At 71.4% G+C, this 15,395-nt stretch carries 13 protein-coding genes; 5 read left to right on the top strand and 8 right to left on the bottom strand.

Annotated elements, in window-relative coordinates:
- The first annotated feature begins 173 nt into the window (after window positions 1–173).
- Complete coding sequence (locus ACFZBU_RS32985) at window positions 174–785, top strand: DUF4291 domain-containing protein (protein WP_391587359.1); 612 nt, start codon at window positions 174–176, stop codon at window positions 783–785.
- A 25-nt stretch (window positions 786–810) separates the two neighbouring features.
- Here the strand turns inward: ACFZBU_RS32985 and ACFZBU_RS32980 are convergent, their stop codons facing one another.
- Complete coding sequence (locus ACFZBU_RS32980) at window positions 811–1,593, bottom strand: SDR family NAD(P)-dependent oxidoreductase (RefSeq protein WP_391587358.1); 783 nt, start codon at window positions 1,591–1,593, stop codon at window positions 811–813.
- A gap of 165 nt (window positions 1,594–1,758) precedes the next feature.
- Between ACFZBU_RS32980 and ACFZBU_RS32975 the strand changes: the two genes are divergently transcribed.
- Both ACFZBU_RS32975 and ACFZBU_RS32970 read left to right on the top strand, forming a co-directional pair.
- Window positions 1,759–2,304: a nuclear transport factor 2 family protein gene (locus tag ACFZBU_RS32975; protein WP_391587357.1), complete on the top strand. Its 546-nt coding sequence runs from the start codon at window positions 1,759–1,761 to the stop codon at window positions 2,302–2,304.
- 492 nt (window positions 2,305–2,796) lie between these two features.
- A complete protein-coding gene (locus tag ACFZBU_RS32970) occupies window positions 2,797–3,798 on the top strand; it encodes a GlxA family transcriptional regulator (protein ID WP_391587356.1) in 1,002 nt (333 codons plus the stop codon).
- Between the two features lie 101 nt (window positions 3,799–3,899).
- Here ACFZBU_RS32970 and ACFZBU_RS32965 read toward each other — a convergent pair whose 3' ends face one another.
- Window positions 3,900–5,318 (bottom strand): VWA domain-containing protein, encoded by a 1,419-nt coding sequence (locus ACFZBU_RS32965; protein WP_391587355.1) that lies wholly within the window; start codon window positions 5,316–5,318, stop codon window positions 3,900–3,902.
- 137 nt (window positions 5,319–5,455) lie between these two features.
- On the opposite strand from ACFZBU_RS32965, the gene ACFZBU_RS32960 reads away from it, so the two are divergent.
- A complete protein-coding gene (locus tag ACFZBU_RS32960) occupies window positions 5,456–5,632 on the top strand; it encodes a hypothetical protein (protein ID WP_391587354.1) in 177 nt (58 codons plus the stop codon).
- Between the two features lie 312 nt (window positions 5,633–5,944).
- Here ACFZBU_RS32960 and ACFZBU_RS32955 read toward each other — a convergent pair whose 3' ends face one another.
- The 6 genes from ACFZBU_RS32955 to ACFZBU_RS32930 all read right to left on the bottom strand — a co-directional run bounded on the left by ACFZBU_RS32955 (window position 5,945) and on the right by ACFZBU_RS32930 (window position 14,351).
- The gene (locus tag ACFZBU_RS32955) at window positions 5,945–6,694 is read right to left on the bottom strand and encodes a transglycosylase family protein (protein WP_391587353.1); all 750 of its coding nucleotides are present in this window, start codon (window positions 6,692–6,694) and stop codon (window positions 5,945–5,947) included.
- Window positions 6,695–7,718: 1,024 nt separating this feature from the next.
- Complete coding sequence (locus ACFZBU_RS32950; protein WP_391587352.1) at window positions 7,719–8,375, bottom strand: response regulator; 657 nt, start codon at window positions 8,373–8,375, stop codon at window positions 7,719–7,721.
- Window positions 8,372–9,565: a sensor histidine kinase gene (locus ACFZBU_RS32945; RefSeq protein WP_391587351.1), complete on the bottom strand. Its 1,194-nt coding sequence runs from the start codon at window positions 9,563–9,565 to the stop codon at window positions 8,372–8,374. The genes ACFZBU_RS32950 and ACFZBU_RS32945 overlap by 4 nt, the downstream gene beginning before the upstream one ends.
- A gap of 5 nt (window positions 9,566–9,570) precedes the next feature.
- Window positions 9,571–11,784: an MMPL family transporter gene (locus tag ACFZBU_RS32940; RefSeq protein WP_391587350.1), complete on the bottom strand. Its 2,214-nt coding sequence runs from the start codon at window positions 11,782–11,784 to the stop codon at window positions 9,571–9,573.
- 154 nt (window positions 11,785–11,938) lie between these two features.
- Complete coding sequence (locus ACFZBU_RS32935) at window positions 11,939–13,759, bottom strand: protein kinase (protein WP_391587349.1); 1,821 nt, start codon at window positions 13,757–13,759, stop codon at window positions 11,939–11,941.
- A gap of 247 nt (window positions 13,760–14,006) precedes the next feature.
- On the bottom strand, window positions 14,007–14,351 hold the full coding sequence (locus ACFZBU_RS32930; protein ID WP_391587348.1) for a hypothetical protein: 345 nt from the start codon (window positions 14,349–14,351) through the stop codon (window positions 14,007–14,009).
- On the opposite strand from ACFZBU_RS32930, the gene ACFZBU_RS32925 reads away from it, so the two are divergent.
- The gene (locus ACFZBU_RS32925; RefSeq protein ID WP_391587347.1) at window positions 14,344–15,282 is read left to right on the top strand and encodes an NAD-dependent epimerase/dehydratase family protein; all 939 of its coding nucleotides are present in this window, start codon (window positions 14,344–14,346) and stop codon (window positions 15,280–15,282) included. The two genes, ACFZBU_RS32930 and ACFZBU_RS32925, sit on opposite strands and share 8 nt — an antisense overlap.
- Window positions 15,283–15,395 lie beyond the last annotated feature (113 nt).

Genomic DNA, 15,395 nt, shown 5'->3' with positions numbered 1-15,395 from the left:
ACCGGGAACGCGTGTCGCCCGGCAACATCGAATCTCTCCGACTCGGGATCGCTTGTCAATATCAAGCATTTTTTGGAAACCGGGGTCACACCCTTTGACCCCTTCTCCGACGCCTCGTACGGATCGCCGAAAACGGGTGGTCCGGGCCGGCCGGCGCCGACACACTGCGGGGCATGGAGATCCCGAACCGCCAAATCCGCGCCGCGTACACCGACGACACCGTCACGGTGTACCAGGCGTACAAGCCGCAGATCGCCGACGCGGCCGTTCGCGACCAGCGATTTCCGGACACCTGGAGCCGGGAGCGGATGACCTGGGTCAAGCCGAGCTTCACCTGGATGATGTACCGCTGCGGCTGGGCCACCAAGCCGCGGCAGGAGCGGGTGCTGGCCCTGGAGATCAGCCGCGAGGGCTTCGAGGCGGCACTCGCCGGGGCATGTCTGAGCCACTACGAGCACCCCACGTATCCGGATCGCGACGCCTGGGGCCGGCGGCTGCACGCGACCACGGTGCGGATCCAATGGGACCCCGAACGCGACCTGAACCTGCGGCCGTTGGCGCACCGCTCGTTGCAACTCGGACTGGCCGGATGGGCGACGCGTGCCTACGCCGACGAGTGGACGCGGCGGATCACCGACGTGACCGCGCTCGCGCATCGGGTGCACGACCTGGTCCGCGCCGGCGACCCGGCCGCCGCGGCCGAGGCGGTCCCGGTCGAACGGGTCTACCCGCTCCCGGACTCGCTGGTCCCGGTGATCGGCGCCACCCCGCCGGCCCCGGCATAGGGCGTGTCCGGTTCGGGTGCTCGGCTCAGTGCACGGTCAGCCCGCCGTCGATGCTGACGATCTGTCCGGTCATGAAGCTGCCCGCGTCGGACGCGAGCAGCAGCGCCAGGCCGGTCATCTCCTCCGGCGCGGCGATCCGCTTCAGCGGCGCGGCACCCTTCATCCGGGCCATCGCCTCGGGGCCGGTCTTGCGGACCATGTCGGTCTCCACCGCACCCGGGGCCATCGCGTTGACCCGGATGCCGTGCTCGGCGAGTTCGCCCGCCATCGTGCGGGTGAAGGCGACCAGTCCGGCCTTGCCCGCGGCGTACAGGCCCTTGCCCTCGGCCCGGGTGAACACCGCCGCGCTGACCACGTTCAGCACCGACGCCCGCCCGGAGGCGATCAGGTGCGGCAGCGCGTACTGCACCAGGAACACCGGCCCGCGCAGGTTCACCGCGAACGACTTGTCCCACGCCTGTGCGGTGATCTCGCCCACGGGTTGGGCGAGTTCGTTCGCCGCGTTGTTGACCACGATGTCGATACCGCCGAAGTGGGCGACGGTCGCGTCGACCAGGGCGGCCAGTCGGTCGAGGTCGCCGCAGTGGGTGGGCACCGCGAGCGCCCGGCCGCCGGCCTCGGTGATCTCCTTCGCCACCGCCTCGCACGCGTCCGCCTTGCGACTCGCGATCACCACCGAGGCGCCCGCCGCCGCATAGGCGTGCGCGATCGCCCGGCCGATTCCCCGGCTGCCACCGGTCACGATCGCCACTCGACCGCTCAGGTCGAACATCGCGTTCGCGTCCCGTACTGCGCCTGCGTCGCTCATCCGTTGCCACCTCGTCGTCCGGAACACGGTGCGCCGCGCCGGGCGAACCCGCCGGCATGCCACTCGGGGGTGCGCCGGTGCGACACGTGTGGAGATTTGTATTGCACAGTCAACTACTTCGGTGCAAGGTGTCGAGCGATGCAACGACCGGCGGAGGGTGCACACATGACCGGGCTCATCGACGCGCGACGCACGTGGGAACTCGCCGAGAAGCGCCTGGCCGCGGAGACCGATCCGCGCCGGCACGCGATCCTGACCACGCTGGTCGCGCACATGCGCGCCGAGCACGAGGGCGACCTGGACGCGCTGATGGCCACCGTGTCGCCGCATGCGGTCTACCACCAGTGGGGGGCGTCCCCGGTGGATCGGGCCCCCAAGAGTCACGCCGAGGTCCGCGAGTTCTATCGTGCCGTGGTCGAGAACGACTGCGGCCGACTCGCACACCACATCGATCGGCTGACGGTGGATCAGGACACGGTGGTGACCGAGGGGTTGCTGCGGATCGCCTATCCGGGTCGGGTCCTGGCCGGGATGGGTCGGTCGGTACCGGACGTGGACGCGTTCTACCTGTACGAGACGCAGATGGCGATCGTGTGGGGCTTCGACGCGGACGCGCTCGTGCTGTGCGAGGACAGCTATTCCACGGGTGACGGCTTCGCCGACATGCGCCGCCTCGACCCGGATGAGGTGCCCGCCCGCAAGGGGGTCTGACGGCGTGTCACCAAGGCGGTGAGGCGGGCTCGGCCCACCATGGGACCCGCATTGTCCACAGGAATCCCCAGCAGCCCCCAAAGGTTTCCACAGCCTGTGGATAACTTATGCACATCCTCGGCACGGCATCGCGCGGGAGTGCCGGCGCGATGCCTGGCAGGAATCCATTCATGGTTGGCGTTTCTGCCACTCACGGCGACCCGATGTCGGCGAGCAGGATCGAAGGCGCACCGGAAGCCCCCGCGCACATCCCGAACCCCGAGGCTCGTCCCGGGATGGTGCGCGAGGTACGCCGATCCGGTCGCTCGATCCCATCGGTCACGGGGCCGATGGGCGCGGGCAGCAGCGGGTACGGCGCCGCCGGCAGGGACGGTCGGGAACGAGGACGACCCGCCCCCGGGCCTCGTGCCGCGCACGGCCCGGTCCGGAGGCCGGCGGATCGCGGACCGGGTCCCGGCCGGCGCCGACGCGGTCCGGGGATAGGTTGCCGCCATGCGTCGTGTGGGGATCCTCCTGTTCGACCCGGTACGGGTGTTCGAATACGCGGTGGCCTTCGAGATCTGGGGAGTCGATCGCACGGACCGGGGTGTACCCGCGTTCGAGGTGCGCGTGTGCGGACCCCGGCGCGTCGGTGTGGAACTGGGAGCCGGCGTCGTCTGCTTCCCCGACCACGACCTGGACGGCCTCGACGGGTGCGATCTCGTGATCGTCCCGGGCAACGAACACCGGACCGAGCCGCGCCGGGACGTGTTCCCCGACGACGTGCTCGAAGCCCTGCGGTCCGCCCACCGGCGGGGCGCCACGATCGCGTCGTTGTGCTCGGGTGCCTTCGTGCTCGCCGCCGCGGGACTGTTGGACGGGCGCCGGGCGACGGCCCACTGGCTGGACACCGAGGACCTGGCCGCCCGCCACCCGCAGGTCACCGTGGACGCCAACGTCCTGTTCGTCGGCGACGGTTCGATCTGGACCTCGGCCGGCTCGGCGGCCGGCATCGACCTGTGTCTGCATCTGGTCCGGCTCGACCACGGCGCCGCGGCCGCCACCGAGATCGCCCGCACGATGGTGACCGCGCCGTTCCGCTCCGGCGGACAGGCCCAGTTCATCAGCAACCCGGTGCCGGCCTCGCCCACGGACCAGGACGACGCCCTCGGCCGGCTGCGCGGCCACGTCCTCGACGACCTGCGCCACCCCTGGACCGTCGCCGAACTGGCCGCGTTCGCCGGCATGTCCGAGCGCAGCTTCGCCCGCCACTTCGTCCGCAGTACCGGCACCTCACCGCTCCGCTGGTTGTCCGCCCAACGCGTCCTGGCCGCGCAGCGCCTCCTGGAGATCGGCGACCTCTCGATCGCCGCCATCGCCCGTCAATGCGGCTTCGGCTCGCCGCTGACCCTGCGCCAACACTTCACCCGCCATGTCGGCGTCGCCCCCAGGGACTACCGCGCCGCCTTCCGCGGCGGCCGGGGTCGGCCCACGGCGGAAGGCGACATCGGGTAGGCGTATCGGACGGCCGGGAGCGGGCCGGATCGACCGCCGTCGCCGGCTCGGCCGCCCCTCGGCCTCGGGGGACCGCCGACCCCGACCGCGCGGGCGCCGGGTCAGCGCACGATGCCCGCCGCCCGCGCGGCGGTCAACCACTGCGGGAACTCGGCCAGGATCCGCTCGTACAGCTCGACGTCGGAGATCCGGTCGATGTCGTCGACCTGGAAGAACCCGGCGTTGTCCACCAGTCGGCCGGGCATCGTGTCGATGCGCTCCAAAATCCCGTAGTTCGACCGGCCCAGACCGACGAACTGCCAGAAGATCGGCAGTCCGGCCGCATCGGTCAACAGCCGCTGGATCTGCTTGCTGCGGTTGACCCCGCCGTCCGAGTAGAACAGCACCAGCACCGGCGCGCCCGGCTCGCGCCGGTAGCGCGCGATGATGTCCTCGATCACCGCCGGTTCGTTGTTTCCGCCGAACACGCCGGCCAGGTGGTCGGGCACGCGCTGCCCGCCGTTCGGCAGCGGCGGCGACTGCGGGCGGTTGTTGCGTCCGTCGATGTACACGTTGTCCGCGATCCAGCGCGGCAGTTCGGGGATCCGGACCGGGTCCAGCGGCGCGAACTCGTCGGCGAAGATCCACGCGTCCAACTCGCCGTCGTCGTCGAGCCGGGCCGCGATCGGCGCCATCCGCTCGACCAGGCGCCCCACCGCGCCGTTTCCGTACAACTCCCGCATCGAGCCGGAGCGGTCCAGCACGATCGCCACCCGGGCGCGCACCTCGCGCAGGCCCTTCTTCTCCAGCGTGATCCGCACCGCCTCCTTGCGCAGCGAGATCCGCGCGCCCACCTCCGGCGGCAGCCCGGCCAGTTGCGGGTCCTCCGAGGGCGCGGGCAGCCGCATGGTCGGCTCGTCGCTGTACGGCGGCGGCGCCCACCCGGGTGTCGCGCCCACCGGCGCCACCGGCAGCGTCCCGGCCGGCCGGGCGGCGTCGACCCCGGCCCCGGCGTCGGCGGGTGCCTCGTCCTCCTCGCCGACGTCCACGCCGTAGTCGCTCGCGAGTCCGGCCAGCCCGGTGTCGTAACCCTGTCCGATCGCCCGCAACTTCCAGCCGCCCTGGCGCCGATACAACTCGCCGAGCACCATCACCGTCTCGCTGCCCGCGGCCTCGACCGGGAACGTCGCGACGGCCGCGCCCGAGGCGTCCAGGACCGCCAGCGCGAGGCCGCCCACCCGGGCGAACGTACCCTCGTGCACCGACGCGGCCAGCACCACCCGATCCACGTCGGCGGGCAACCCGGCGGGGTCCACCACGACCGCCTCGCCGCCGGCCGTCGGGCCGATGTGGCGCACCGCGCCGTCGGCCGCGGCCGGCTGGTTGTAGAACACGAAGTCCTCGTCCGAGCGCACCTTGCCCTGCGATCCGAGCAGCAGCGCCGAGGCGTCCGCGATCGGTGCGTCCGCCGCGCGGCGGATCACCAGGGTCAGCGGGCCCGCGGGAACCGGGACATTGGCCCCGGCGATCAGAGTCGTCATGGTCGTCAGTGTGGCCCGAATCGACCACCCGCCGCAGAGATGTGGCCGGCGACCGGGAGACCGACGTGATCGGCATCACGAGTGATGGGCCGTCACATCGTGAATGATCGCCCCCATCCGGTGGGAACCAAGCGGTTATGGGCAACAACGGTCATCATTCGGGCGGATCTCGCGCGGACCCCGGCGAGTGGAGCGAGGTCGAGCACGAACGTGCCCGGTTGCTGATCGAGCGCGCGGCCTCGATCGCCCGCCGCCTGGAGTCGCTGTGCGCCGCGGAGGCGGCCGCGACGCAGCGCGGCCCGGGCCGCACCTGACGGTGCCACCCGGGCCGGTCGAGCGGCCCGTGGGACCCCTCGCGACGCCCCGTCCCCTCCACGGCGCGTCGTGGTACCGCCGTCGTCGCGGTGCTCGCAGCCGCACCACGCCGACCGAAACGGATGAAACGACCGAAGGCGACCGCATCTCCCGGTGTTCACACAGGAGATACGGCCGCCCCCGACCGAACGCGCGGGACCCGCCCCGCGCACTGCTTGTCGCACACATCACTCACTCGACGCCGTGCACCGCGTCGCGGGCACCACACGGCGCGCGCCGAACACTCGGGACCGGACCGGCCCCGGGGAGTTCTAGCGCAGGACCAGCTGCTGGCCCGGGAGGATCAGGTCGGGGTTGGTACCGACCACACCCTGGTTCTTCGCGTACAGCGCCTGCCAGCCACCGCTGACGTTGTTCGCCGCGGCGATGCCGCTGAGCGTGTCACCGGCCTTGACGACGTAGTTGCCCGTGGTCGAGGTGGTCGAGGTGGTCGACGTGGTCTCGGCGACCGGAGCCGCGGCCGGCTTGCTCGCCGGAGCGGCCTTCTTCGGCGTCTCGCTCTTGGGCGCGACGGCGACCTTCTTGGGGGTGCTGCTCTTGGGGGTCGACTCCTTCTTCGGAGTCGCCTTCTTCGGGGTGGTGCTGCCGGAGTCCGTGGACGGGCTGCCGCCACCGCGGGTCAGGCCGGCCTTGACCGAGCACACCGGCCAGGCGCCGGGGCCCTGGGTCTTGAGCACGTTCTCGGCGACCCGGATCTGCTCGGCCTTCGAGGCGTTCTGCGGGCTGCCGGTACCGCCGTTGGCGCGCCACGTGCTCTGCGTGAACTGCAGACCGCCGTAGAAGCCGTTGCCGGTGTTGATGGACCAGTTGCCGCCGCTCTCGCACTGGGCGACCTTGTCCCACGTCGAAGTCGTGGCAGCGCCGGCCGAGGTCGCGGTCGCGAGCCCGACGAGCGGGGTGGCGGCGACGACGCCGACAATGGTCGCGGTGCGCAGGCGGCGCTGGGTACGACCCATGCCGCGGTGCGTGTTGGTGCGACCGAAAGCGTTGCGGAGAGACATACATTCCTCTCGGAATTCCCCTGGGGCGGATGGACCGGCGCGATCCTTGCGGATCACCCCCGCCCGGAACCGAACGGCCACGTCCAAGACGTGATGTCCGATGCCGCAACCCCGCGGCCCTCCCAGACCGCGAGTTCCGCCATGCCGTGCCGGCGGGAACCCAGGAGGTGCGATTTGCACATCGCCAGGACCATAAACAGGTTATCCGGCCCTTATCAACCCGCTCGGGCATTTACGCAGGTCAGGATAGGTATTAGAAATGCCTACCGAGCCCCGAACGGTGGCCCTCCGGACCGGATTCGCGTTTACCGGAGTCCAAACCAGGGAACCTTTTGCCCCTTTTGACCTCCGCTCATACACAGAGCGCAGTGGAGCTGTGACACATTGTCGAATCATCACCGAAGGCGATCGAGTGATCACGCGTCCTCGCGGCGCAAAAGCCGCATTTCGCGCGAGCCTTAAATGCCTTTATGTCCGGCTTACGCGCTCCGCGTGAGCGGCATCACAATTCCGCCGATGGTGGTCCGTACGGGCACCGGGTATAACCGGCCGGCCATGGGCCGGCAGACCCTTCCCGGCCTGCGCGTATTCACGCTGCGAGAGCACGCCGCCACCGGCCGGAAAAGTATGCCGAATGCGATCCGGGCCACATCGGGAACTGTGACCCGCGCCACTTTCACCCGTGCGGGGACCTATTCCCGCCCCTTTCGAGGGATCCCGACGCGGAACGCGACCCTCCGGAAGCACGGGCGCCGGGAAAGCGCGCCCGATATCACGACGAGTGGCATCGGGAAAGCGGATTCCGCGCGCCGAAAGTCGCGCCGGGCGCATCCCCTATATATAGGAGCGCTCTTCCGGGGTCGAGCGGCCCCGGTACGGGCTAATGCGTGCCCGGCGCGGATCGAGGCCCGCCGGGGGCGCCGGGGGTCGCCGGATCCACCGCGGCGCGCCCGGGCGCCGTCGGGCTCGGCCACCCGGGCCCAAGGACCCGCGACCCGGCACCGCTTCGCCGGCCCGCCCGGCCTCAATCGCGGATGCCGTCCTTGGACCGCGGCAGCAACCCGCTCTCGATCGCCGTGACCACCGCGTGCGTGCGGTCGCTGACGTCGAGCTTGGCGAAGACCCGCAGCAGATGCGTCTTCACCGTCGCCTCGGCGATCACCAGGCGCTTGCCGATGTCCGCGTTGGAGAGCCCGTCGGCCACCGCGTCCAGCACCTGCACCTCGCGTGTGGTCAACACCACCGGAGTGGGCCGGCGCATTCGGGCGACCAGCCGTTCGGCCACCCTCGGGGCCAGCACGGTCTGGCCCCGGGCCGCCGAGCGAATGGCCTCGACGAGTTGCTCGCGGGTGGTGTCCTTGAGCAGGTAGCCGATGGCACCGGCCTCGACCGCGCGCTCGATCTCGACGTCGGTGTCGTAGGTGGTCACGATCAACACCCGGGTGCGGCCGCCGAGGCCGACGATCCGGGCGGTGGCGGCCACCCCGTCCAGGACCGGCATCCGCAGGTCGATCAGCGCCACATCGGGCTCCAACCGCTCGACCAGCTCGACGGCGGCGAGCCCGTCGCCCGCCTCGCCGACGATCTCGATGCCGGCCGCCGAGGCCAGCAGCGCAACCACCCCGGCCCGCATCACCGAGTGGTCGTCCACCACGACGACCCGCAGCGTGTCCTGTGTCATGTCGTGCACTCCTGACCGTCGGTGGGAATCATCGCCAGGATCCGGGTCCCGTCACCGACCGAGCTGGTGACGGTGAACTCGCCGCCGAGTTCGGCCAGTCGCCTGCGCATGCCGTCGAGACCGAAGCCGCGGGCCTCGTCGACCACGAACCCCCGACCGTCGTCGGTGATCTCCAATTCGACGCCGTGGGCGTACCGGGCGAGCACGACACCGACCGTGCCGGCGCTCGCGTGCTTGCGCACATTCGCCAGCGACTCCTGGGTACAGCGCAGCAGCGCGATTCGGGTCTGCTGGTCGCACTCGACGTCGGGCAGTTCCGCCTCCACGGTGAGCCCGGTGTCCTCGGCGAACCGGTCCAGCGTGCGACGCAGGGCCCGGGCGACCGAGCCGGGAACCACTCCGCTCTGCGGCGCCGAGCCGACCAGCACCCGGGCCTCGGCCAGGTTCTCCCGGGCGGTGTGCTCGATCGAGAGCAACTGCCGACCACTGGTCGCGGGGTCGGTCGCGATGCCCGAACGCGCCGCCTCGGCCAGCACGATGATGGACGCGAATCCCTGGGCGAGCGTGTCGTGGATCTCCCGGGCCAGCCGTTCCCGCTCCTCCGCCGCGCCCCGGCGCTGATTGGCCTCGGCCAACCGCTCCTGGGCACTGGCCAGTTCGCTGCCCAGGACACGCTCACGCTCACCGCTCTGCTCGACGAACCGATGTACCGACAGCCCGATCGGCACGCTCACCGCGTAGGCGATCACGGTCGCGAGGGTGTTGCCGGTGAGCAGGTCCGGGCTCCAGCCCTGCGGGGCGACGCCGCCGAGCACGGTGGCGACGGCGGCGAGCCCGCCGAACACGATCGCGGAGCCGGGGTCCCTGGCCGGGAACCAGAAGTGCGGCAGGCTCGCCGCGTACGCCGTGGCACCGCCGTCGCGGGTGTAGGCCATCGCACCCAGGCCGACGATCAGCACGCCCGGGAAGGCGTTCGGCCGCAGCACCGGATTGCCGGGAAACACCCGGGTGATCAGGTAGCACAGGCCGAGCACGACCGGCAGCCCCATCGACCAGTACCTGCTCGCCCCGGGGTCGTCCTTGCCGGCGACGACCATCGGGGCCAGGCCCAGCAGCATCCAGAACAGGATGTACCAGCGGTGTGGCGTCCACGTCCGGAACCGGTCGATGAACTGCGGCCGTTCGGACATGCGGATCAGCCTACTTTTGCGGCCGGGTGGACAACGGCGGCGGGGGTTTGCTCCCGGGTCCGACGCGTCCCGATCGACGGCCACCAGCTGCGCTCGCCCAGCAGCAGCATCGCGGCGGGCAGGATCATGATCCGGATCACGAACGCGTCCAGGAGTACGGCCACCGCGAGGCTGAAGCCGAACTGCTTCATCTCGATCAGATGCAGCCCGATGAAACTGGCGAACACCGTGACCATCACGAACGCGGCGCTGGTCACCACCCCGGCCGAACTGCCGATCCCGTCGAGTACCGCCTGCCTGGTCGGCACCCCGCGCAGCGCGGCCTCGCGGATCCGACTGATCACGAACACCTGGTAGTCCATCGACAACCCGAACAGGATCACGAACAGGAACAGCGGGACACGCGAGCCGATCGAGCCGGTCGAGTCGAAAGCGAGCAGCCCCTCTGCCCAGGTTCCCTGGAAGACCACGACCAGCAACCCGAGCGCGGCACCGGCCGAGAGCAGGTTCAACACCACGCCGACCAGGCCCAGCACCACGGAGCCGAACGCGAACACGGTGATCACGAAGGTCACCAGGAGCAGCGTCGCGATGATCAGCGGCAGCTTGCCCTTCTGGTGCTCGGGGTAGTCCGCGTACCGGGCGACGTCGCCGGTCACCGCGACGTCGACGCCGGGCAGCCTGCCCACGGTCGCCGGCACGTAGTGCGCACGGACCCGGTCGAGCGAGTCCTGCGCCGCGGCGGCGCTGACGAAGTGCGGTACCCGCAGCTCCAGCAGGGTGATCCGGTGGTCGGGGGACGTCCGCAGCTCGGCGATGCCGGCGAGATCCGGGTCGCCGTGCGCGCGTCCTTCCAGCTCGCGCAGCGCACCGGCCACCTCGTCGGCGCGACCCGCCTCGGCCCGGACCACGATCTGGTGCATCGACTTCAGCTCAGGGAACGCCTGGTTCTGCCGATGCCAGGTCTGCATCGCGGGCAGGTCGCGGGAGTAAGTCTCCCGGCCGATGTCGGTCAGCTTCAGGTTCGCCAGCGGGGCGGTCAGGGCCAGCATGGCGAGCACGGCGACGGCGAGCGTTGCGGCGGGACGCCGGCTGGTGATCCGCAACACGGCGGTGGTGAGCCGACCGGCGCCGGTGCGCTGCGGCTTCGCCGCCGGTGTCTCGCCGCGGCGGGCCGCCCGTTCGGCCCGACGGACCGCGCGGCGCTCCGCCCGGACGCCGAGCTTGACCAGCAGCGCGGGCAACACGGTCAACGAGCCGAGCACCGCGACCAGGCTGACCAGGATCGCGCCGGTGGCGATGGAGGAGAAGATGACGTCGTCCGCGAGGTAGAGGGTGGCGCTGGAGGCGGCGACGGCGAGCCCTGACACCACGACGGCGTGTCCGGAGGTGGCCGCGGCCAGTTCCACCAGGGCCCGGGTGTCGAGCCGGCCACCGGATCGGGCCCGTTCCTCGCGTTCGCGCTTGAGGTAGAAGAGCGCGTAGTCGACGCCGACCGCCAGGCCGATCAGCAGGATGACGTTGGTGCCGACCCCGGCATCCGGTATCACGTGCGAGGCGAGCATCGACAGCCCGATGGCCGCCGCGATCGCGGACATTGCCAGCATCAGCGGCACGGTGGCCATCGCCGCCGAGCGGAACACGATCAGCAGCGTGAGCAGGGTGATCGGCAGGGCGATCAGTTCGGTACGCGAGAGGTCCTCGCCACGCTGGCCCTGGACGTCCTTGCTGATCGACGGACCACCGCTCTCCGCGATCCGCAACCCGGGATGGCCGGCCTGCACCTTCGCGGTCTGCGCCAGCAGCGGGTCGACGTGGTTCTTCCCGTCCAGCTCCGCGCCCTTCAGGGTGACGTCCACCCGGACGGCCGTACCGTCCGCCGAGCGCACCGGCGCGGCCACGGACAGCACCTCGGGCAACTTCCGCATGCGGTCCGCGATCTCGCCGGCAGCGGCGCCCGCGGCGCCCGCGTCCAGCCGGCCCCCGGCCTGCGCGGTGATCAACACCCGCTCCACCGGGCGTTGTTGCAGTCCACCCTCGGTGGCCATCGCCTCGCCGCGGCCGGCCTCGCCGACCCGGAAGTCGTCGGCCGTGGCTGCGTTGGTCCCGACGGCGATGCCGCCGCCGAGGCACAACGCGACAAAGAGAACCCAGCCGGCGATGGCCCGCCAGGGGTGTCCGGCGCTCCACCGCGCCATCCGAACAGGAAGTTTCGTCATGCCCGAAATCCTGGTCTTCGGGCCCGGGGCCCGGACAGGCTCGACCGATGGAACCCGCCGTCCACCGATCGGTGGACAAGGACGGAGAAGCCGCGCTCGACCGGGGTTCGGAAGCCGGTCGCTCCGGCTTCCGCGCGCACCGCGGATGCGCCGGTCAGGACCCCGTGCCGGATCCCGCCTTCCACTGGGTGGCGACGACGGAGAACGTCCGCAATCCCCCGCTGCCCGGGGCCTCCCGGACGTCGGTCACCCACACCAGCACCACGGTCTTGCGACTCGTCTCGATGCATAGCCCCGTATCGCGCCCCACGAGGTTCGAATTGAGCGCGGTGAACGGCACCGAACTCGGCAGGGACGCGACCCGGGCGGCGCTGCGGCACTCCTCGAGGGTCGCATCCGGCTTGGCGACGAGACCCGCGACGGCTCCGGTGTCCAGGAACCGCAGCTCGGCCGTCACGGGGCCGTGCTCGTCGCCGCGCGAATCCTGGTGACACGCCATGTACTTGAGCGTGACCAGCGGCGGCACCGCGTCGTCCGCGACGTCCTTCTGCCCGAGCTTGACCGTCAGGTTCTCCAGGTCGACGTACGTGGCGAAGCCTCCGTTGCAGATCCCGTCGTCGAGGTACGAGAGCGGGGGCACCACCGGCGCACCGATCACCAGGGGGACCTTCGACCGGTTCGGCGTGGAACCGTCACCGCCGCCGTGGCCGGACCCGGTGTTGCCGGTCCCGCCGCCGTCGCCGTCCCCGTCGATCAGGGAGGGGATGACGAACACTCCCGCGACGATCACCACGACGGCGGCCACGGCGGCCACCGCGATGCGGGCCCACGGTCGTCGGCGGGTCGCACCGCCGGGGACGGGCTTCGCCGGCGCGAAGGCCGGGGCGGCGGCCGGGGGCGGGAGCAGGGGCGGGGGCGTCGCCATGCCCACGATCGGAGGTCGCGGGGGCGTCGGTGGGGCCGGCGGGGGCGGTGCGGGCGACACGGCCGCCGCGGCCGACACGGCGGGCGGGGCGGACGGCATCGGCGGCGGCGGGATCGGCGGGCCGGGCGCGGCCTCGTCCGCTTCCGGGTCACCGGTCGCCGTCGACGGGGCCGCCTCGCGCCCGGCGGCGTCCCGGGCGATCGCCGCCGGCAGCCAGCCCGTTCCGGATACGAGCGGGCTCGCCTCGGCGCCGCGCCGGCAACCCTCGATCACGTCCGCGAGCGAGGGGCGGTCGGCGGGCTCCTTGGCGAGACACGCGCCGAGCAGGCTCCGCAGCGGCTCCGGGCACGCGCCCAACTCCGGTGCCTCGCTGACGATCCGATACATCAGGGCCTGTGCGTGACCCTGCCCGAAAGGATGGTCGCCGGTCGCGGCGTAGTGGCCGACCAGCGCGAGCGAGAACACGTCGCTGGGGAAACCGACCGGCTTGCCCAGCACCTGTTCCGGAGACATGAACGCCGGTGTGCCGACCACGACATCGGTACCGGTGAGCGCGGTGGTGTCCGCCGCGCGGGCGATGCCGAAGTCGATGACGCGCGGCCCGTCCGCGGCCAGCAGCACGTTGGACGGCTTGAGATCACGATGGATGACACCCGCCGCATGCACCGACGCGAGCGCATCGGCCACACCGGCGACCAGCAGCAGCACCGTCTCGACGGGCAGCGGGCCGTGCACCCGGACGGCCTCCGACAGCGCCGGCCCGGCGACATACGCACCGGCCAGCCACGGCAGCGGGCCGTCGGTGTTGCTGTCCAGCACCGGCGCCGTGTACGGCCCGTACACCCTCCGCGCGGCCTGCACTTCGCGCTCGAACCGCCTGCGGAACTCGGGATCCTGGGCCAGTTCGGGCCGTACCACCTTGAGCGCGACGGGTTGTCCACCGCGCGTGTACGACAGGTAGACGCTGCCCATCCCGCCCTGGCCGAGCCTGCCCCGCAACCGATATCCGGCAACCTCCCGAGGATCGCCGGGCAGCAACGGATCGATCATGCACAGTCCCCCGTTCGACCGAGCCCGATCCCGGCCCCGTGAAACCGACGGCCGAATCGAGTGCGGACACCGATTATGGCGGCCCCCACCGAACACGCCACGACGCAGGGGAGCAGGCGCCTTGGAGCACCGGGTCGCTGGGTGTCCGGCAACCCGGGTTGCCGGACACCCGGAGCACCGGAGCACCCGAGCACCGGAGCACCGGAGCACCGGAGCACGGCAGCAGGGGAGCACGGGAGCCCACATGTCACATGTCGTCGGGCTGTCTCGTCTCGGGGCTCGAAGAAGCACGGAGACCGACCGCCGGGTTCTTCGGCGAGGACGGCCGGGTGCCGTGGTGACGGTGGCCTCGGCTTGCGGCGGGCGGCTTTCCGGCCGGGCGGGTTGACGAACGGGCGGCGGCGTAAACGGCGGGAGCGGGCGCGGATAGCGGTACGGCGGCAGGACGCCGGTAGCGGTACGGCGGCAGCGGTCGGCGGCAGCGGTACGCCGGCTTGCGCGGCGATTCGAAAAGGGCCTCGACGCGGATGGCCGGACAGGCCGTCTCATCTCGGGTGCCGAGGCAGGTTCCGATCAGGAAGGTGATGGTCATGCGGGTGTTCGTGGCAGGCGGGACCGGGGTGTTGGGACGGCGGTTGGTGCCGCAACTGGTGGCGCGGGGCCACCAGGTGACGGCGACGACGACGAGTGCGGCCAAATTGGGCTCACTCGAGAAGCTGGGCGCGGATGCCGTCGTGATGGACGGGCTGGATGCGGTGTCGGTCGGCGCGGCGGTGGCCGAGGCCCAGCCGGACACGATCGTGCACCAGATGACGGGCATCTCCATGACACACGCCGGCAAGCCCGATCTGAAGCACTTCGACCGGTGGGCGGTCCCCACCATCCGGCTGCGCACCGAGGGAACGGACCACCTGCTGGCCGCGGCCGAGGCGGCTGGCGTGTCCCACTTCGTCGCCCAGGGCTACGCCAACTGGAACGGCATCCGTACGGGCGGATGGGTGAAGACCGAGGAGGACCCGCTGGACCTGATGACGGGGACGGCGGCGCACACGTCGATGGCAGCGCTCCGCCACGTGGAGGACGCGGTCGGCAAGGCCGGCGGCGCCGTCATGCGGTACGGAGCGTTCTACGGGCCGGGCGCCACCGACGACCAGGTCGAGCTCGTACGCAAACGACAGTTCCCACTGGTGGGGCGCGCGACCGGCTACGGCTCCTGGGTGCACCTGGACGACGCGGCGAGCGCCACCGTCCTGGCCGTGGAGCAACAGGCGCAGGGCGTGTTCAACATCGTCGACGACGAACCGGCCCCGGCAAGCGAGTGGTTGCCCCACCTGGCCGCCTGCGCGGGAGCAAAGCCCCCGATGCGGATCCCCAAGTGGCCGGCCCGCCTGCTGGCCGGCGAGGTGGCGGTAATCATGATGACCGAGGGCCGCGCCTTCTCCAACGCCAAGGCCAAACGAGAACTCGGCTGGCAACTGCGCTACCCGTCCTGGCGCCAGGGCTTCGAGGCCGAACTGACCTGAGCCGGGCGAAGAAGCCCGAGAACCCACACCCCGCCGCCCGATCCCACGCCGGCTCCCAAGCCACGCAAGCAAGGCCACCCCCGGCCCCAACCTCCAAGCACACCCGAAACCCA

This window comes from Embleya sp. NPDC008237 (genome assembly GCF_042956465.1).
GTDB lineage: Bacteria > Actinomycetota > Actinomycetes > Streptomycetales > Streptomycetaceae > Embleya.
The sequence above is the reverse complement of the archived record's forward strand: the minus strand, read 5'-3'. Positions and strand labels throughout refer to the sequence as shown.